This window comes from Bordetella pseudohinzii, assembly GCF_000657795.2.
Taxonomy (GTDB): domain Bacteria; phylum Pseudomonadota; class Gammaproteobacteria; order Burkholderiales; family Burkholderiaceae_B; genus Bordetella; species Bordetella pseudohinzii.
Map to the genome: position 1 here is coordinate 214,662 of NZ_JHEP02000006.1, position 13,597 is coordinate 228,258.

General features: G+C 67.7%; 14 protein-coding genes. 9 read left to right on the top strand and 5 right to left on the bottom strand.

Annotation, left to right across the window (positions count from 1 at the left end; all coding sequences use genetic code 11):
- Both L540_RS10245 and L540_RS21745 read left to right on the top strand, forming a co-directional pair.
- Entirely contained in the window at window positions 1–1,419 is a 1,419-nt protein-coding gene (locus L540_RS10245; RefSeq protein ID WP_231584769.1) for an efflux transporter outer membrane subunit, read from the top strand.
- A gap of 4 nt (window positions 1,420–1,423) precedes the next feature.
- A complete protein-coding gene (locus tag L540_RS21745) occupies window positions 1,424–1,600 on the top strand; it encodes a hypothetical protein (RefSeq protein WP_029580264.1) in 177 nt (58 codons plus the stop codon).
- On the opposite strand, the gene L540_RS10255 is transcribed toward L540_RS21745, so the two are convergent.
- On the bottom strand, window positions 1,594–2,109 hold the full coding sequence (locus L540_RS10255; RefSeq protein WP_043209697.1) for a GNAT family N-acetyltransferase: 516 nt from the start codon (window positions 2,107–2,109) through the stop codon (window positions 1,594–1,596). The two genes, L540_RS21745 and L540_RS10255, sit on opposite strands and share 7 nt — an antisense overlap.
- Before the next feature lie 165 nt (window positions 2,110–2,274).
- Between L540_RS10255 and L540_RS10260 the strand changes: the two genes are divergently transcribed.
- Both L540_RS10260 and L540_RS10265 read left to right on the top strand, forming a co-directional pair.
- Window positions 2,275–3,321, top strand: coding sequence for a glycosyltransferase family 2 protein (locus L540_RS10260; RefSeq protein ID WP_043209695.1), 1,047 nt, complete (start codon window positions 2,275–2,277; stop codon window positions 3,319–3,321).
- Window positions 3,318–4,907, top strand: coding sequence for an ArnT family glycosyltransferase (locus L540_RS10265; protein WP_043209692.1), 1,590 nt, complete (start codon window positions 3,318–3,320; stop codon window positions 4,905–4,907). The genes L540_RS10260 and L540_RS10265 overlap by 4 nt, the downstream gene beginning before the upstream one ends.
- Here the strand turns inward: L540_RS10265 and L540_RS21535 are convergent.
- Entirely contained in the window at window positions 4,843–5,250 is a 408-nt protein-coding gene (locus tag L540_RS21535) for a GtrA family protein (RefSeq protein WP_197085647.1), read from the bottom strand. The two genes, L540_RS10265 and L540_RS21535, sit on opposite strands and share 65 nt — an antisense overlap.
- A gap of 81 nt (window positions 5,251–5,331) precedes the next feature.
- Here L540_RS21535 and L540_RS10270 point away from each other — a divergent pair, with 81 nt between their 5' ends.
- Window positions 5,332–6,177 (top strand): ChbG/HpnK family deacetylase, encoded by an 846-nt coding sequence (locus L540_RS10270; RefSeq protein WP_231584770.1) that lies wholly within the window; start codon window positions 5,332–5,334, stop codon window positions 6,175–6,177.
- Here L540_RS10270 and L540_RS10275 read toward each other — a convergent pair.
- Genes L540_RS10275 through L540_RS10285 form a run of 3 tightly spaced genes read right to left on the bottom strand, consistent with a single transcriptional unit; the run spans window position 6,167 to window position 8,654 of the window.
- Window positions 6,167–7,063: an alpha/beta hydrolase gene (locus L540_RS10275; protein ID WP_043209690.1), complete on the bottom strand. Its 897-nt coding sequence runs from the start codon at window positions 7,061–7,063 to the stop codon at window positions 6,167–6,169. The two genes, L540_RS10270 and L540_RS10275, sit on opposite strands and share 11 nt — an antisense overlap.
- A gap of 49 nt (window positions 7,064–7,112) precedes the next feature.
- On the bottom strand, window positions 7,113–7,745 hold the full coding sequence (locus L540_RS10280) for a LysE family translocator (protein WP_043209688.1): 633 nt from the start codon (window positions 7,743–7,745) through the stop codon (window positions 7,113–7,115).
- Between the two features lie 24 nt (window positions 7,746–7,769).
- Window positions 7,770–8,654: a DMT family transporter gene (locus L540_RS10285; protein ID WP_043209686.1), complete on the bottom strand. Its 885-nt coding sequence runs from the start codon at window positions 8,652–8,654 to the stop codon at window positions 7,770–7,772.
- 127 nt (window positions 8,655–8,781) lie between these two features.
- Here L540_RS10285 and L540_RS10290 point away from each other — a divergent pair, with 127 nt between their 5' ends.
- The 4 genes from L540_RS10290 (at window position 8,782) to fusA (ending at window position 13,575) form a co-directional block, all read left to right on the top strand.
- A complete protein-coding gene (locus tag L540_RS10290; protein WP_043209684.1) occupies window positions 8,782–10,263 on the top strand; it encodes an aminotransferase-like domain-containing protein in 1,482 nt (493 codons plus the stop codon).
- 75 nt (window positions 10,264–10,338) lie between these two features.
- On the top strand, window positions 10,339–10,683 hold the full coding sequence (locus L540_RS10295) for a protein tyrosine phosphatase family protein (RefSeq protein WP_043209682.1): 345 nt from the start codon (window positions 10,339–10,341) through the stop codon (window positions 10,681–10,683).
- Window positions 10,684–10,768: 85 nt separating this feature from the next.
- Complete coding sequence (locus tag L540_RS10300) at window positions 10,769–11,233, top strand: universal stress protein (RefSeq protein WP_043209679.1); 465 nt, start codon at window positions 10,769–10,771, stop codon at window positions 11,231–11,233.
- 227 nt (window positions 11,234–11,460) lie between these two features.
- Window positions 11,461–13,575, top strand: a complete 2,115-nt coding sequence (gene fusA, locus L540_RS10305; RefSeq protein ID WP_043209677.1) for an elongation factor G — start codon at window positions 11,461–11,463, stop codon at window positions 13,573–13,575.
- Window positions 13,576–13,597 lie beyond the last annotated feature (22 nt).

Sequence of the window (13,597 nt, forward strand, 5' to 3'; positions counted from 1 at the left end):
ATGATGCCGACCCACCGACTTTTCCTGATCTTGTTGCCGGCCTGGCTGGCCGCCTGCGCGGTGCGCGTGGAAGCGCCGCCCCAGCGCGCCCTGCCGGACCGCTTCGACCAGATGCCGGCCGAGGCCGCGCCGCAGGCGCTGGACGCCTGGTGGCAGGCCTGGAACGACCCCGTCCTCACCGATCTCATCGAGCGCGGCCTGGCGCACAGCAATGATCTCAAGCAGGCCCAGGCCAGCCTGCGCGAGGCCCGCGCCATGGCCGCCGTGGTGGACTCCGCGCTCTATCCCAATCTGGCGGCCAACGCGGGCGGGCAGCGCGGCAAGCTGGAGCTCCGGCAGCCGCGCCCCTTGCCGCAGGACACGGCCATGGTCACCGACTACCTGGCCGGGGTGGCGGCGGTCTGGGAGGTCGATGTGTTCGGCGGGCGCCGCAGCGACTCGGTCGCCGCCAGCGAGGCCGCGGCCAGCGAACAGGAACGGCTCTACGGCGCGCGCATGCTGGTGGCCGCCGACATCGCCCAGGCCTATCTGGAGGCGCGGGGCCTGCAGGCGCGGCTGCGCGTGCTCGATGCCAGCATCGCCGCCAGCGACAGGCTGCTGCGCTATGCGCAAGGGCGTTTCCGCGCCGGGCAGGCCACCCGCTACGAGGTCGACCGCGCCCAGGCGCAGGCCGAACATATCCGCGCCCAGCGGCCGCTGCTGGTCAGCCAGCATGAGGTGCGCCTGCGGCGCCTGGCCGTGCTCACGGGGCAGGCGCCGCAAGGCCAGGCGGCATTGCCGCCGCTTCCGGCCGCGGCCGGCATCCCCGCGGCGCCCGGCGGCATGCTGCCTTCGGACGTCCTGGCCAGGCGGCCCGATGTGCGCGGCCGCGCGCACGAAGTCAGCGCCTACGCCGCCAGGCTGGGCAGCGCCAAGGCGCAGTGGCTGCCGCGGTTTTCCATCAATTTCCTGCTGCAGGATGGACGCCTGGATATCGCCGGCCTGCCCGCCCTGCAAGGCACGGCCGGCCTGCTGGGCGTCGGCGTCACGCTGCCCATCTTCACGGCCGGACGCATCGCGGCCAATGTCGAGGCGGCCGATGCCCGCCTGCAAGGGGCGCTGGCGCGTTACGATCAGAGCATTCTGGATGCCTTGCGGGATGTGGACGACGCCTATGGCATGCGGCGCGGGCTGGATGAGCGCGAGCAGTTGCTCGCGCAAGCGGCCGCCACGGCGCGCCGCAACGCCGCCCAGGCCGGACGCCTCTATGACGCGGGGCGGCAGACGCTGCAGGATGTGCTCGAAGCCCAGCTGGACGCCTTGCGCCGCGATGATGAACTGGCCCAGGTGCATACCGCAAGGGCCCAGGTGACGGTCAAGCTATATCAGGCGCTGGGAGGGGGATGGACCCGCGCCGGCAGTACTCAACCAGGAGAATGACACGATGCACCCGAATACCAATACGATGCTCATCATCGTGAGCCTGGCGGTGGCGCTCATGCTGGTGGGCTTTGGGCTGCGCGACCGCAACCTCGGTCTGGGCCTGATGGGTCTGGGCCTGATCGTGGCCGTGCTGACCATACTCTACAAGGCCTATATCACCTTCAGCTCTTTTTACTGAAACGGGATGTCGCGGGCCATGTAGACGGCGCCGGCGCCATAGCCGGCCAGCTTGGCCGCCAGCGGCGCCGAGGGGGTTGCCGGCACATAGCCGAGCTTGGTCCAGTAGCGCACGGCCGGCGCCAGCGACACCAGGCTGGCGCGGGTCAATCCTGCCCGGGCCGCCGCGCGGGCGCTGTCCCGCAGCATCAGGCCGGCCACGCCGGCGCCCTGGGCCTGCGGCGCCACCGCGCAATCATGCACGAACCAGCTGTCGGCATCCGCCGGCAGCGCCTGCAGCGGCAGGTTCAGCGCCGGCGGCAGGCCGGACCGCCAGGGGTAGGCGACCAGATACCCGACCAGGCTGCCGCCGCGCAGGGCCACCCGGCAGGTGGCGGACGCCAGCTCAAGGCGGTTAAGGAAGAAATCCGCGGTTTCGAGGAGATCCTCGGGGTAGACGGCCGCCTGCAGGCGCAAAATCAGGGGCAGATCGTCAGCGGCCAGCGGCCGGCAACGCAGGGCGTGGGGCATGAAAAAATCAATGAAAACATCGGCTTGGCCGTATTCTAGCGCGCCGGCGCCGGGAGCGTTTTGGGTCGACGCGCTTCTTTTCGTAGGAATGGGCTGATTTGATAAAAATTTGACAGTGGGATTTGCATACTTGCCGCATATTCAACCCTCTTATGGGTAAGCACTATGCAAGTCGAATTCCGCTCTCAGGCATTTCCGGCCTCGCTGCCGCCCTCCGAGGCGCCCCTCGAAATGGCCAGAGAGGTCCGCTCTTTCTACGTCGAGGCGCAGGTCAGCTGCATCGTGCCCTGCCTGAATGAAGCGGACAACCTGCGCGTGCTGCTGCCGGCCTTGCGCAGCCGCCTGGACGCCATGTGTTCGGCCTGGGAGATCATCGTCATCGATGACGGCAGCAGCGACGCCACGCCCGAGCTGATGGCCGAATGGGCCGCGCTCGACGGTTTCCGCTACATCCAGCTGTCCCGCAATTTCGGCAAGGAGGCCGCGATCAGCGCCGGCCTGGAGGCCGCCGACGGCGATGTGGTGGTCTGCCTGGATGCCGACATGCAGCATCCGCCGGCCCTCATCGAAGAAATGCTGCGCCGCTGGCGTGCCGGCGCTGAAATGGTTTACGCCGTGCGCCGGGATCGCAACGACGAAAGCCGCTTCAAGCGGCTGGGCTCGCATTGGTTCTACCGCATGCTCTCGGGCAGCCGGGTGGCCGTGCCGGCCGGCGCGGGCGATTTCCGCCTGATGGACCGCCGCGTGGTCGAGGCCCTGGTGGCCCTGCCCGAACGCACCCGCTTCATGAAGGGTCTCTACGCATGGGTGGGTTTCAAGAGCGAAGCCTTGCCGTATACGCCGGATAGCCGCATGCACGGCCGCAGCCACTTCCGGCCCATGCGTCTGTTCGGCCTGGCCCTCGACGGCCTGACCGCCTTCACCACCTGGCCGCTGCGCGTCGTCAGCCTGCTGGGCGTGCTGTTCGCGCTGCTTTCCATGGTCTATGGCGGCTATCTGGTGGGCGCCTACCTGATCGTCGGCAACGCCGTCTCGGGCTGGACCACCATCATGACGGCCTTGCTGTTCTTTGCCGGCATCAACCTCATCTCCCTGGGCGTGGTCGGCGAATACGTCGCCCGCATCTTCGATGAGGTCAAGGACCGGCCGCTCTACGTCGCCCGCCAGCGGCGCGGACGCGCCCGTATGGCGCGCAAGGTGCGCATGCAATGAGCAGCGTCGCCTTGCCCATGTCCGACGCCGCGCGTCACCGCATCCCTGCCTGGCTGGTCCTGGCGGCCATTGCGCTCTGGCTGGCCGGCCTGGCCTGGTCGCGCCCGCTGACGCTGCCCGACGAGGGGCGTTATGCCGGCGTGGCCTGGGAGATGCTGCGCAGCCACTCCTATTTCGTGCCGCTCATGGACGGCATGCCTTATTTCCACAAGCCGCCGCTGTACTACTGGCTGGCCCAGCTGTCCTTCGCCGTCTTCGGCTTATCAGAGTGGGCCGCGCGCCTGCCTTCGTTGCTGATCGCCTGGGCCAGCATCGCCGGCGTCTATGGCTTTGCGCGCCGCTACCGCGGCGAGCGCTTCGCCCTCTGCGCCGTGCTGGTGCTCTCCAGCATGCCCTTTTTCTATGGCGGGGCGCAGTTCGCCAACATGGATATGTCGGTCGCCGGCATGATCACGCTCTGCGTGCTGGCCGGCGCGGACACCATCATGCGGGTGGCCGCCGGCCTGCCCTGGCGCGCGATGTCGCTGGCCACGGCCTTGCTGGCGGCCCTGGCCGTGCTGGCCAAGGGGCTGATCGGCATCGTCCTGCCGGCGGCCATCCTGTTTTTCTGGCTGCTGATGCGGCGCGACTTCCGCGGTTTCAAGGCCCTGGTCTGGCCGCCGGCCATCGCGCTCTTCCTGCTGGCGGCGCTGCCCTGGTTCGTGGACATGCAGCTGCGCTATCCCGGGTTTTTCCACTATTTCTTCGTCTATCAGCACTTTGAGCGTTTCGCGCTGTCGGGCTTCAACAATATGCAGCCCTTCTGGTTCTATCCGCCCGTGCTGGCCGGGCTGGCCCTGCCGTGGTCGCTCTGGATGGGCGGCACGCTGCGCCGCGGGTTCTGGGGCGCCGAGGACGGCGATGGCCTGCGCCGCCTGATGCTGATCTGGCTGGTGGTCGTCCTGGGCTTTTTCTCGCTGCCCAGTTCCAAGCTGATCGGCTACATCCTGCCCGCCGTGCCCGCCTTGGCCTTTCTGGTCGCCGAGCTGGTGCTTGCGGCCTGGGAGCGGGGGCAGCGCCGCCGGGTCCGGATCTCCCTGGGCGTGGCCATGGCCCTGTGCGTGACGGCCATCCTGGTCGCCACGTTCAACCCGCGCGGCGGCAACGGGCCGCTGGGCGAACAGGTCCGCGGCGAAACCGGTCCCCATGACACCATGGTGGCCTTGCACCACTTTCCCTTCGACCTGGGCATATACACGGCCTCGACCGAGCCGCTGTGGGTGGTCGACGACTGGTCCAACCCGGAAATCCCGACGCGCGACAACTGGCGCAAGGAGCTCTACGACGCCGCGATCTTCGAGCCCGAGGTCGGCAAGCGCGTCCTGGTCTCCAATGTGGTCTTCAATGAGCGTTTGTGCGCCGCACCCACGGGCGCGCGTTTCTGGGTCTGGGGGCAGACCTCGGATGGAGACGCTTATGCGGCCATCCGGGGCGAAGCGCCGCGCTTCGTCGACGGACGCCGCCAGGTATGGCGCATCGATGTCAACGATGCGGTCCGGCAGCGGGTTTGTGGCGGAAAGCCCATAGGCGGCTCGCCACAAAAGTAAGAACCGCCAGGCCGATCAGGATCAAAGCCAGCAGGAGGTCATAGGGCAGGCGCGTCGCGTGCAACAGCCAGACGTAGGCGGCCTCGTTCAAGGCGAATCCCGCGGCTGACACAATGAAGAAACGCCGGGCGGCTACGATCCAGGAAAGCGTCAAATGACGAAACGTCAGGCGGTAGTGCCCACTGAAGGACACCACGAAGGCCACCAGCCAGCCCGCCACATTGGCCCAGGCTGGCGCCAGGCCGGCGTATTCGACGCAGAGCACGGCGACCAGCCAGTGCGTTGCGGCGGCGGCGCAGCCGACAAAGACGAACCAGGCAATTTGACGAAACAAGGCGGGCATGCGGAAATGAAGGTAATGGATACGACGATAAAGGCTTCGGCCCACGGCCGGCGTATTGCCGTCTGCGGCGACGATTTTGGCATGGATGTCAGCATTGACCACGCGATTTTTCAGTTGGTCGATGCGGGCCGGCTGAGCGCCGTGAGCTGCATGTCGGCCGGCCCGAGCTTTGCCCGCCACGCCGCCGAGCTCAAGCATCGCGCCGCGGATATCGGCTTGCATCTCAATTTCACCCAAGCCTTCTCGCCGGCCGACGCCGACATGCTGCCGCTCAAGACACTCTTGCTGCGCGCCTACACCGGCCGCCTGGACCGCGCCCAGGTCCGCCAGCAGATCGATCGCCAGCTCGATGCCTTTGAAGACCAGATGGGCCAGGCGCCGCACTATGTCGATGGACACCAGCATGTCCATCAATTGCCCGGCGTGCGCGGCCCCCTGCTGGAGGCCTTGCGGCAGCGCTATCCCCGGCAGCGTCCCTGGCTGCGCCTGACGCCGGCCGGCGCCATGCAGGGCCTGCCCCTGCCCGCCGTCTTCAAGGCGCATGCCATCGCGGGCCTGGGTGGCCATGCGCTGGCCGCCCAGGCCCGCCAGGAAGGCTGGCCCGGCAACCGGCGTTTCCTTGGGGTCTACGGCTTCGCGGGCGGACGGCGCGCTTATGCTGGCCTATTGCATCATTGGCTGTTCAACGCCCTGGACGGCGACCTGCTCATGTGCCACCCGGCCTTGCCCGGCCCCATCGAGCATGCCGAGCAGCGCGTGGCGGAATTCGAAGTCCTGTCCAGCCCTGAGTTGGGCGAGTGGCTGGCCGCCAATGGCTTGTCCGTGGCGCGCTTCAGCCAGGTGGCCGCGACGGGCTTGCGCGAGGCGGGCATCGGGGCCGGCCTCAAGCGGCAGGCCTGGAGGACGGCCCCGCTGGTCAGCCGCTGATGCCGGCGCCGCCGGCGCGCCAGGCGGCGCCGGCGTCGCGCACGAAATCCGCCACCGCGCGGTCATACAGGCTGCCGGCGCGCACGCCGCCGGAGTGCGAGCCTCCCTCTATCTTCACCAGCCGCCTGAGTTCCGGCGGCACCTGGATGGCGGCCGCGTAGAGCTCGTCGCTCATGCTGTCGGGCACGACGCGGTCGGCCGTGCCATGCAACAGCAGCAGCGGAGTGGACAGGCGGGCGAGTTTGCCCACCGAATCAAAATGCTGGGTCAGCAGCCAGGATGCGCCGGGCAGCTTGCCCCATTTGTATTGCGCCATCATGGCCGCGATGCTCGTGAAGCTGGATTCCACGATCAGGCCGGCGACCTCCGTCTGCCTGGGCTGCGACACCAGGTCGATGGCGATGGCGCCGCCCAGGCTGTGTCCATAGACGAAGCGGCGCGCCGGATCCGGCTGGCGCCGCGCCAATTCGTTCAGGGCCGCCTGGGCATCCTGCAGGGCCGAGCGTTCCGAGGGCAGGCGCGGCGTGGAGGCGCCGAAGCCGCGATAGTCGATGGCCAGCACCGAATAGCCCAGGCGGGTCCAGGCTTCCATGCGAAACACGCTGCCGTTCAGGTTCCAGCGGGCGCCATGCAGATACAGCACCGTGGGGGCCTGGGGCAGCGGGCTTTGCCAATACCAGGCGCGGATGGCCTCGCCGTCGACGACCGGCAGGTCGAAGACCTGTGTGCCGTCGGGCGGTTCGCGCCACCAGCGCTGCTGCTCGGCTTCGGGCGAAAAAATCGCCTGGCGCTGCCAGCTGTCCAGCTCGGAGCAGCCGACGACGCCGGCGGCGATGAGCGCGGCCGAACCGGCCAGGCGGCGCGATGTGCGGGAAAAGGCAACCATGATGGAATCTCGGACTCGCCGCGGCGGCTCCAGGTTCCCTGCGGCGGCCTCAATGATGCAGCACTTCCAGGACGATGGGGTAGAGGGAGATCACCAGCAGCAAGGCCATGATCATGTTGAAGGCGCGCACGGCGCCGGGCCGGTGCAGCACGCGGCGCAAGGCCATCCCGAAAGACACCCAGATCGAGATGCTGGGCAGGTTGATCAGGCCGCAGACCAGGGCCGCCACCCACAGATTGGCCAGGAAGCCCTGCTGGGGCGTGTAGGTGGCCACCACCCCCACCGTCATGACCCAGGCCTTGGGATTGACCCACTGGAACAGCGCGGCCTGCATGAAGGTCAGCGGCCGGGCCCGTTGCGAGCCGTCTTCCATGGGGCCGGACCGCGCGATTTTCCAGGCCAGGTAGAGCAGATAGGCCGCGCCGCCATATTTGAGCGCCGTATACAGCCACGGGAATTGGCTGAACAGCGCGCCCAGGCCCAGCCCCACCAGCAGGATCATGACCGAGAAGCCGATGGTCACGCCCAGCATGTGAGGAACGGTGCGCCGAAAACCGAAGGTCAGCCCCGAGGATGCCAGCATCACGTTATTGGGGCCTGGCGTAATGGACGAGACCAGGGCGAACAAGGCCAGGGGGCCCAGCAGCGAAAGCGAGAGGATGGGGATGGTGTCGGTCAACATGCGGATCTACCGGGAGCAAAAGGGCTAGCGTGTCTGGATCAGGGCGCGGCGGCCGCCGGCGATGACCAGCACGACCGCCAGCGCGAACACAAAGGTCTCGGGCGTGACCCGCTCCTGGAAGAGCACGGCCGCGGCCAGCACCGTCAGGAAAGGCTGCAGCAGCTGGACCTGGCCCACCCGCGCGATGCCGCCCACCGCCAGGCCCCGATACCAGGCAAAAAAGCCCAGGAACATCGAGAAGAACGCCAGATAGCCGAAGGCCCAGAGCGCCGGCGGGCTGGGCAGGGGCGCGCGCGCCGCCATCCACCAGACCGGCCCGGCCAGAAAGGGGGCGCTGACCACGAGGGCCCAGCAGATCGTGCGCCAGCCGCCCAGCGTGCGCGAGGCGCGCGCGCCCTCGGCATAGCCCATGCCGCCCAGCACCACGGCCAGCAAAAGCCAGAGATCCCCGCTTTGCAGGCTGCCATGGCCCTGGCTCAGGATGAAACCCACCACCAGGACGGCGCCCAGCAAGGCCCAGCCCCAGAACGCGGGCGAGGGACGCTCGCCGCTGCGCCAGCAGGCGAACAGGGCTGTGGACAGCGGCAGCAGGCCGTTGACGACCGCGCCATGCGAAGACGGCACGCTGGCCATGGCCAGGGTCGAGGTCAGGGGCCATCCCACCACAATGCCGGCCGCGGCCAGGACAATGCCGCTGAACTCGGAACGGGTGGGCCAGCGGCTGCGGCTGGCCAGCAACAGCAGCGCGGCCGGCACGGCGGCCGCCAGGGCGCGCCCCAGTCCGACCAGCAGGGGCGGCATTTCGGCCACGGTCAGGCGCGTCATGGGCAGGGTGAGGGAGAACACGAGGACTCCCAGCAGGCCGAAGGCATAGCCTTCGAAAGAGGGGGCGGCAGGGCTTCGGGACATAAGCGGGGCAGAATTGAGGGTCGGGGCTTGCCGGGCAAGGGGAAGCCTGTCACTCTACGCACAGTCATCGGTACAGTACCGATACACTTTGACGATTCACTTTAATCACTGGCCTGGTCAAACTGCCATGACAGTTGCACTCGAACCCGCAGTCTCCCCCCAATTGCCCGCCGACTGGCAGCCCGTGCGCGAGGGCGACGCGACCCTGGTGACGCAGTTGGCCGACGATCTGGCCCGGCGCATCGACGAACAGGGCCTGCGGCCGGGCACCCGGCTGCCGTCCATACGCCGCATGGCTGAACAATCCGGCGTCAGCCGCTTCACCGTGGTCGAGGCCTATGACCGCCTGGTGGCGCGGGGCCTGGTCCAGTCGCGGCGCGGCGCGGGGTTTTTCGTGCGCGCGCGCAGCAGCGGTTCGCTGGCGCCCGCGCTTGCCGCCTCGCCCGGGTTGGCGGTGCCGGCGCGCGTGGATGTCACCTGGCTGCTGCGCAGCATGTTCCGCGACACCACACCCGGCTCGCCGGGCGGCGCCGGGCTGTTGCCGGCCGACTGGCTGGACCCGGAGATGGTGGCCGGGGCCATCCGCGCGGTGGGGCGCTCGGCCCGGGCCAATCTGGTGTCCTATGGGCGGCAGCAGGGCTTTTTGCCGCTGCGCCAGCAGATCGCGTCCATGCTCCAAGGCGATGGCGTGCCGGCGCATCCCGAGCACCATCTGCTCACGACCAATGGCGTGACCCATGGGCTGGATCTTATCGCCCGGCACCTAGTCAAGCCCGGGGATACCGTGCTGGTCGAAGACCCCGCCTGGTTTGTCTTCTTCGGCCGGCTGGCGACCTTCGGCGCGCGCGTGATCGGCGTGCCGCGCGGCCCGGACGGCCCGGACCTCGGCCTATTGGAGCGGCTGGCGGCCGAACACAAGCCCAAGCTTTTCATCATCAACGGCGCGGTGCACAACCCGACCGGCCACACCCTGTCGGCCGGCGCGGCCTATGGGGTGCTGCGCTTGGCCGAACGCCATGATTTCATCGTGGTCGAGGACGACACCTACGGCGAAATGCATCCCGGCGGCGCGATGCGCCTGGCCGCGCTGGACCGCCTCAACCGGGTCATCCTGGTGGGCGGTTTTTCCAAGATGCTGGCGGCCAGCTTGCGCGTGGGCTATGTGGCGGCCCATGCCGACATCCTGCAGCCCCTGGCCGACCTCAAGATGCTCGCCGGCCTGACGACGCCCGAGCTGGGCGAGCGGGTCGTGCACCGTATTCTGGTCGATGGGCAATACCGCCGCCACCTCGACCGGGTGCGGGCGAAAGTGGACGAAGCGCGGCGCGCCTGCCTGCGCCGGCTGCAGGCCCTGGGTTTCGCCGTCCCGCATGAGCCCTATGCCGGTATGTTCGTCTGGGCCGATTGCGGGCGCGACTCCGAAATCCTCGCCCGCCAGGCGGCCGACCGAGGGATGCTGCTTGCTCCGGGCACGCTTTTCTCGCCCACCCAGCAGCCCTCGACCATGCTGCGCTTCTCGGTCGCCATGATCGATTCGCCCGAGGCCTGGCGCATCCTGGCCGATCTCATGACGGAGCCCGCCGGCAAGCCCGGGCCCACTATACTTTGAGTATTGTTCCCGCCCTGCGCGGGCCGCGCTCCCGTGGGGCCGGCGCGCGGGGGCCACTCCCCAAGGAATTTCCTCATGAACCTGCCGATTCGTCCCTTGACCGAAAACTTCGCCGTGGCGCCCCAGCTCGGCCCCGATGACATGGCCGGCGTGGCCGAAGCCGGCTATAAAAGCGTGATCATCAACCGCCCCGACTTCGAAGGCGGCCCGGACCAACCCACCGCCGCCGATGTGGCCAAGGCGGCGCAGGCCGCCGGCCTGGCCGTCGAATACCAGCCCGTGGTGGGCAGCGCCATGACGGCCGCCGACGTGGCGCGTTTCGCCGAGCTGCTGCGCGACTTGCCCGGCCCCGTGCTGGCCTATTGCCGCACCGGCACGCGCTGCACCAACCTCTTCGTGGCGGCCCAGCAGCTGGCTTGATGCCCATCAAGCCTGCGGGTCATTTCGCGCGTGCGGCCGGGGTTTTCCGGTAGCATGTAGATTCCTACTAGAAGGAGCAGGCAGCATGTTCAAGAAGATCCTGATTCCCACCGACGGTTCCCCGCTTTCCGCGCAAGCCGCCAACGCCGGCATCAGCTTTGCCCGTTCGGTCGGCGCCGAAGTCGTCGCTTTGCACGTGACCCAGCCCTTCGCGGCCACCATCGGCTTTGACGGCATGGCCGCGGCCTATGCCATCACCGACGAGGACTACGAAAAGGCGGCGGCCGAGCAGGCCGAAAAATACCTGAAGCAGATCGTCGATCGCGCCCATACCGCGGGCGTGACGGTCGAGGCGCGCGCGGTGTCCAATTTCAATGTCGCCGACGGCGTGGTGCAGGCTGCCGCCGACACCGGCTGCGACCTGATCTTCATTGGCAGCCACGGCCGCAGCGGCCTGTCGCGCCTGTTGCTGGGCAGCGTCACGGCCAAGGTGCTGTCGCTGGCCACCACGGCGGTGCTGGTCTACCGCGTCAAGGAAGAAAAGAAGTAAGCGAGCGCCTTTTCCGCGCTTGACGACCCCGCGTGCCGCTTGCCGGCGCGCGGGGTTTCTTTATTGGGCGGCCGCCCCGGCATGGCGCAATGACCCGGAGGCAGTTGAGGTCAAGTGCTGCGTCCGGGCGGTCTCCGTACTATGCTAATCAGTCTGGGCTCTGTCCAGGACACAACGGTTTTTCCTGTTGCGCCTTCAATGATCCAACGCCTTGAGTAGGGGCCACCATGACTCGCAGGACGCCAATCGAGCTTTACCGGAATATCGGCATCAGCGCTCACATCGATGCCGGCAAGACCACGACGACCGAGCGCATCCTTTTCTACACCGGGATCACCCACAAGCTGGGCGAAGTGCACGAGGGCGCCGCCGTCATGGACTGGATGGAGCAGGAGCAGGAACGCGGCATCACCATCACCTCGGCGGCCACCACGGCGTTCTGGCGCGGCATGGCGGGCAATTACCCCGAACATCGCATCAACATCATCGATACCCCGGGCCACGTGGACTTCACCATCGAGGTGGAGCGTTCCATGCGCGTGCTCGACGGCGCCTGCATGGTCTACGACTCGGTGGGCGGCGTGCAGCCCCAGTCCGAAACCGTGTGGCGCCAGGCCAATAAATACGGCGTGCCGCGGATCGCCTTCGTCAACAAGATGGACCGCGTGGGCGCGGACTTCCTGCGCGTGCAGCGCCAGATCGTCGAGCGCCTCAAGGGCGACGCCGTGCCGGTGCAGCTGCCGCTGGGCGCCGAGGACCACTTCCGCGGCGTGATCGACCTGGTCAAGATGAAGTCCATCCTCTGGGATGACGCCAGCCAGGGCGTGCGTTTCGAATATGCCGACATCCCGGCTGATATGCTGGCCCAGGCCCTGCAATGGCGCGAGAAGCTGGTCGAGAAGGCGGCCGAGGCCAATGAAGTGCTGCTCGAAAAATACCTCTCCGGCGAGACGCTCACCGAAGAGGAGATCAAGGCCGGCCTGCGTCAGCGCACCATCGCCAACGAGATCGTGCCCATGCTCTGTGGCAGCGCCTTCAAGAACAAGGGCGTGCAGGCCATGCTGGACGCGGTCATCGATTATCTGCCCTCGCCGGTGGACGTGCCGGCCATCAAGGGCCACGATGAGCACGACAAGGAAATCGAGCGTCACCCGTCCGACAAGGATCCCTTCTCGGCGCTGGCCTTCAAGATCATGACCGACCCCTTTGTCGGGCAGCTGGTGTTCTTCCGCGCCTACTCCGGCGTCGTCAAATCCGGCGACTCGGTGCTCAACCCGCTCAAGAACAAGAAAGAGCGCCTGGGCCGCATCCTGCAGATGCATGCCAACGAGCGCAAGGAAATCAGCGAAGTCTATGCGGGCGATATCGCCGCCGCCGTGGGCCTGAAGGATGTCACCACCGGCGACACCCTCACCGATCCCGGCCATGTCATCGTGCTCGAGCGCATGGTCTTCCCCGAGCCCGTGATCTCGCAGGCCGTGGAGCCCAAGACCAAGGCCGACCAGGAAAAAATGAGCCTGGCCCTGAACCGCCTGGCCCAGGAGGATCCTTCATTCCGGGTGCGCACCGACGAAGAATCGGGGCAGACCATCATCTCCGGCATGGGCGAGCTGCACCTGGAGATCCTGGTCGACCGCATGAAGCGCGAGTTCGGCGTCGAGGCCACGGTGGGCAAGCCCCAGGTGGCCTACCGCGAAACCATACGCAAGAAGGTCGAGGGCGTCGAAGGCAAGTTCGTCAAGCAATCGGGCGGGCGCGGCCAGTACGGCCATGCCGTCATCACCGTCGAGCCGCAGGCGCCGGGCAAGGGCTTCGAGTTCGTCGACGCGATCAAGGGCGGGGTCATCCCGCGCGAATTCATTCCCGCGGTGGAGCGCGGCATCGTCGATACCCTCAATACCGGCGTGCTGGCGGGTTATCCGGTGGTGGACGTCAAGGTGACGCTGACCTTCGGCTCCTATCACGATGTGGACTCCAACGAGAACGCCTTCCGCATGGCGGGCTCCATGGCCTTCAAGGAGGGCATGCGCCGCGCCGATCCGGTTCTGCTAGAACCCATGATGCAGGTGGAGGTCGAGACGCCGGAAGACTTCACCGGCAATGTGATGGGCGATCTGTCCTCGCGGCGCGGCATGGTGCAAGGCATGGAAGATATCGCCGGCGGAGGCGGCAAGTTGGTGCGCGCCGAAGTCCCCCTGGCAGAGATGTTCGGCTATTCGACCTCGCTGCGTTCGCTGACCCAGGGCCGGGCCACCTACTCGATGGAGTTCAAGCATTACGCCGAAGCGCCCAGGCAGGTGGCCGAGCAGGTCATCGCCGCGCGCTCGGGCGGGCGCGGCTGAGGGTTTCAGGCGGCGGCCACGG

What these genes read in the sequence shown, in the direction of transcription:
- L540_RS10245 (WP_231584769.1), top strand. Translation starts at nt 1, where the DNA reads ATGATGCCGACCCACCGACTTTTCCTGATCTTGTTGCCGGCCTGGCTG.
- L540_RS21745 (WP_029580264.1), top strand. Translation starts at nt 1,424, where the DNA reads ATGCACCCGAATACCAATACGATGCTCATCATCGTGAGCCTGGCGGTG.
- L540_RS10255 (WP_043209697.1), bottom strand. Translation starts at nt 2,109, where the DNA reads ATGCCCCACGCCCTGCGTTGCCGGCCGCTGGCCGCTGACGATCTGCCC.
- L540_RS10260 (WP_043209695.1), top strand. Translation starts at nt 2,275, where the DNA reads ATGCAAGTCGAATTCCGCTCTCAGGCATTTCCGGCCTCGCTGCCGCCC.
- L540_RS10265 (WP_043209692.1), top strand. Translation starts at nt 3,318, where the DNA reads ATGAGCAGCGTCGCCTTGCCCATGTCCGACGCCGCGCGTCACCGCATC.
- L540_RS21535 (WP_197085647.1), bottom strand. Translation starts at nt 5,250, where the DNA reads ATGCCCGCCTTGTTTCGTCAAATTGCCTGGTTCGTCTTTGTCGGCTGC.
- L540_RS10270 (WP_231584770.1), top strand. Translation starts at nt 5,332, where the DNA reads ATGGATGTCAGCATTGACCACGCGATTTTTCAGTTGGTCGATGCGGGC.
- L540_RS10275 (WP_043209690.1), bottom strand. Translation starts at nt 7,063, where the DNA reads ATGGTTGCCTTTTCCCGCACATCGCGCCGCCTGGCCGGTTCGGCCGCG.
- L540_RS10280 (WP_043209688.1), bottom strand. Translation starts at nt 7,745, where the DNA reads ATGTTGACCGACACCATCCCCATCCTCTCGCTTTCGCTGCTGGGCCCC.
- L540_RS10285 (WP_043209686.1), bottom strand. Translation starts at nt 8,654, where the DNA reads ATGTCCCGAAGCCCTGCCGCCCCCTCTTTCGAAGGCTATGCCTTCGGC.
- L540_RS10290 (WP_043209684.1), top strand. Translation starts at nt 8,782, where the DNA reads ATGACAGTTGCACTCGAACCCGCAGTCTCCCCCCAATTGCCCGCCGAC.
- L540_RS10295 (WP_043209682.1), top strand. Translation starts at nt 10,339, where the DNA reads ATGAACCTGCCGATTCGTCCCTTGACCGAAAACTTCGCCGTGGCGCCC.
- L540_RS10300 (WP_043209679.1), top strand. Translation starts at nt 10,769, where the DNA reads ATGTTCAAGAAGATCCTGATTCCCACCGACGGTTCCCCGCTTTCCGCG.
- fusA (WP_043209677.1), top strand. Translation starts at nt 11,461, where the DNA reads ATGACTCGCAGGACGCCAATCGAGCTTTACCGGAATATCGGCATCAGC.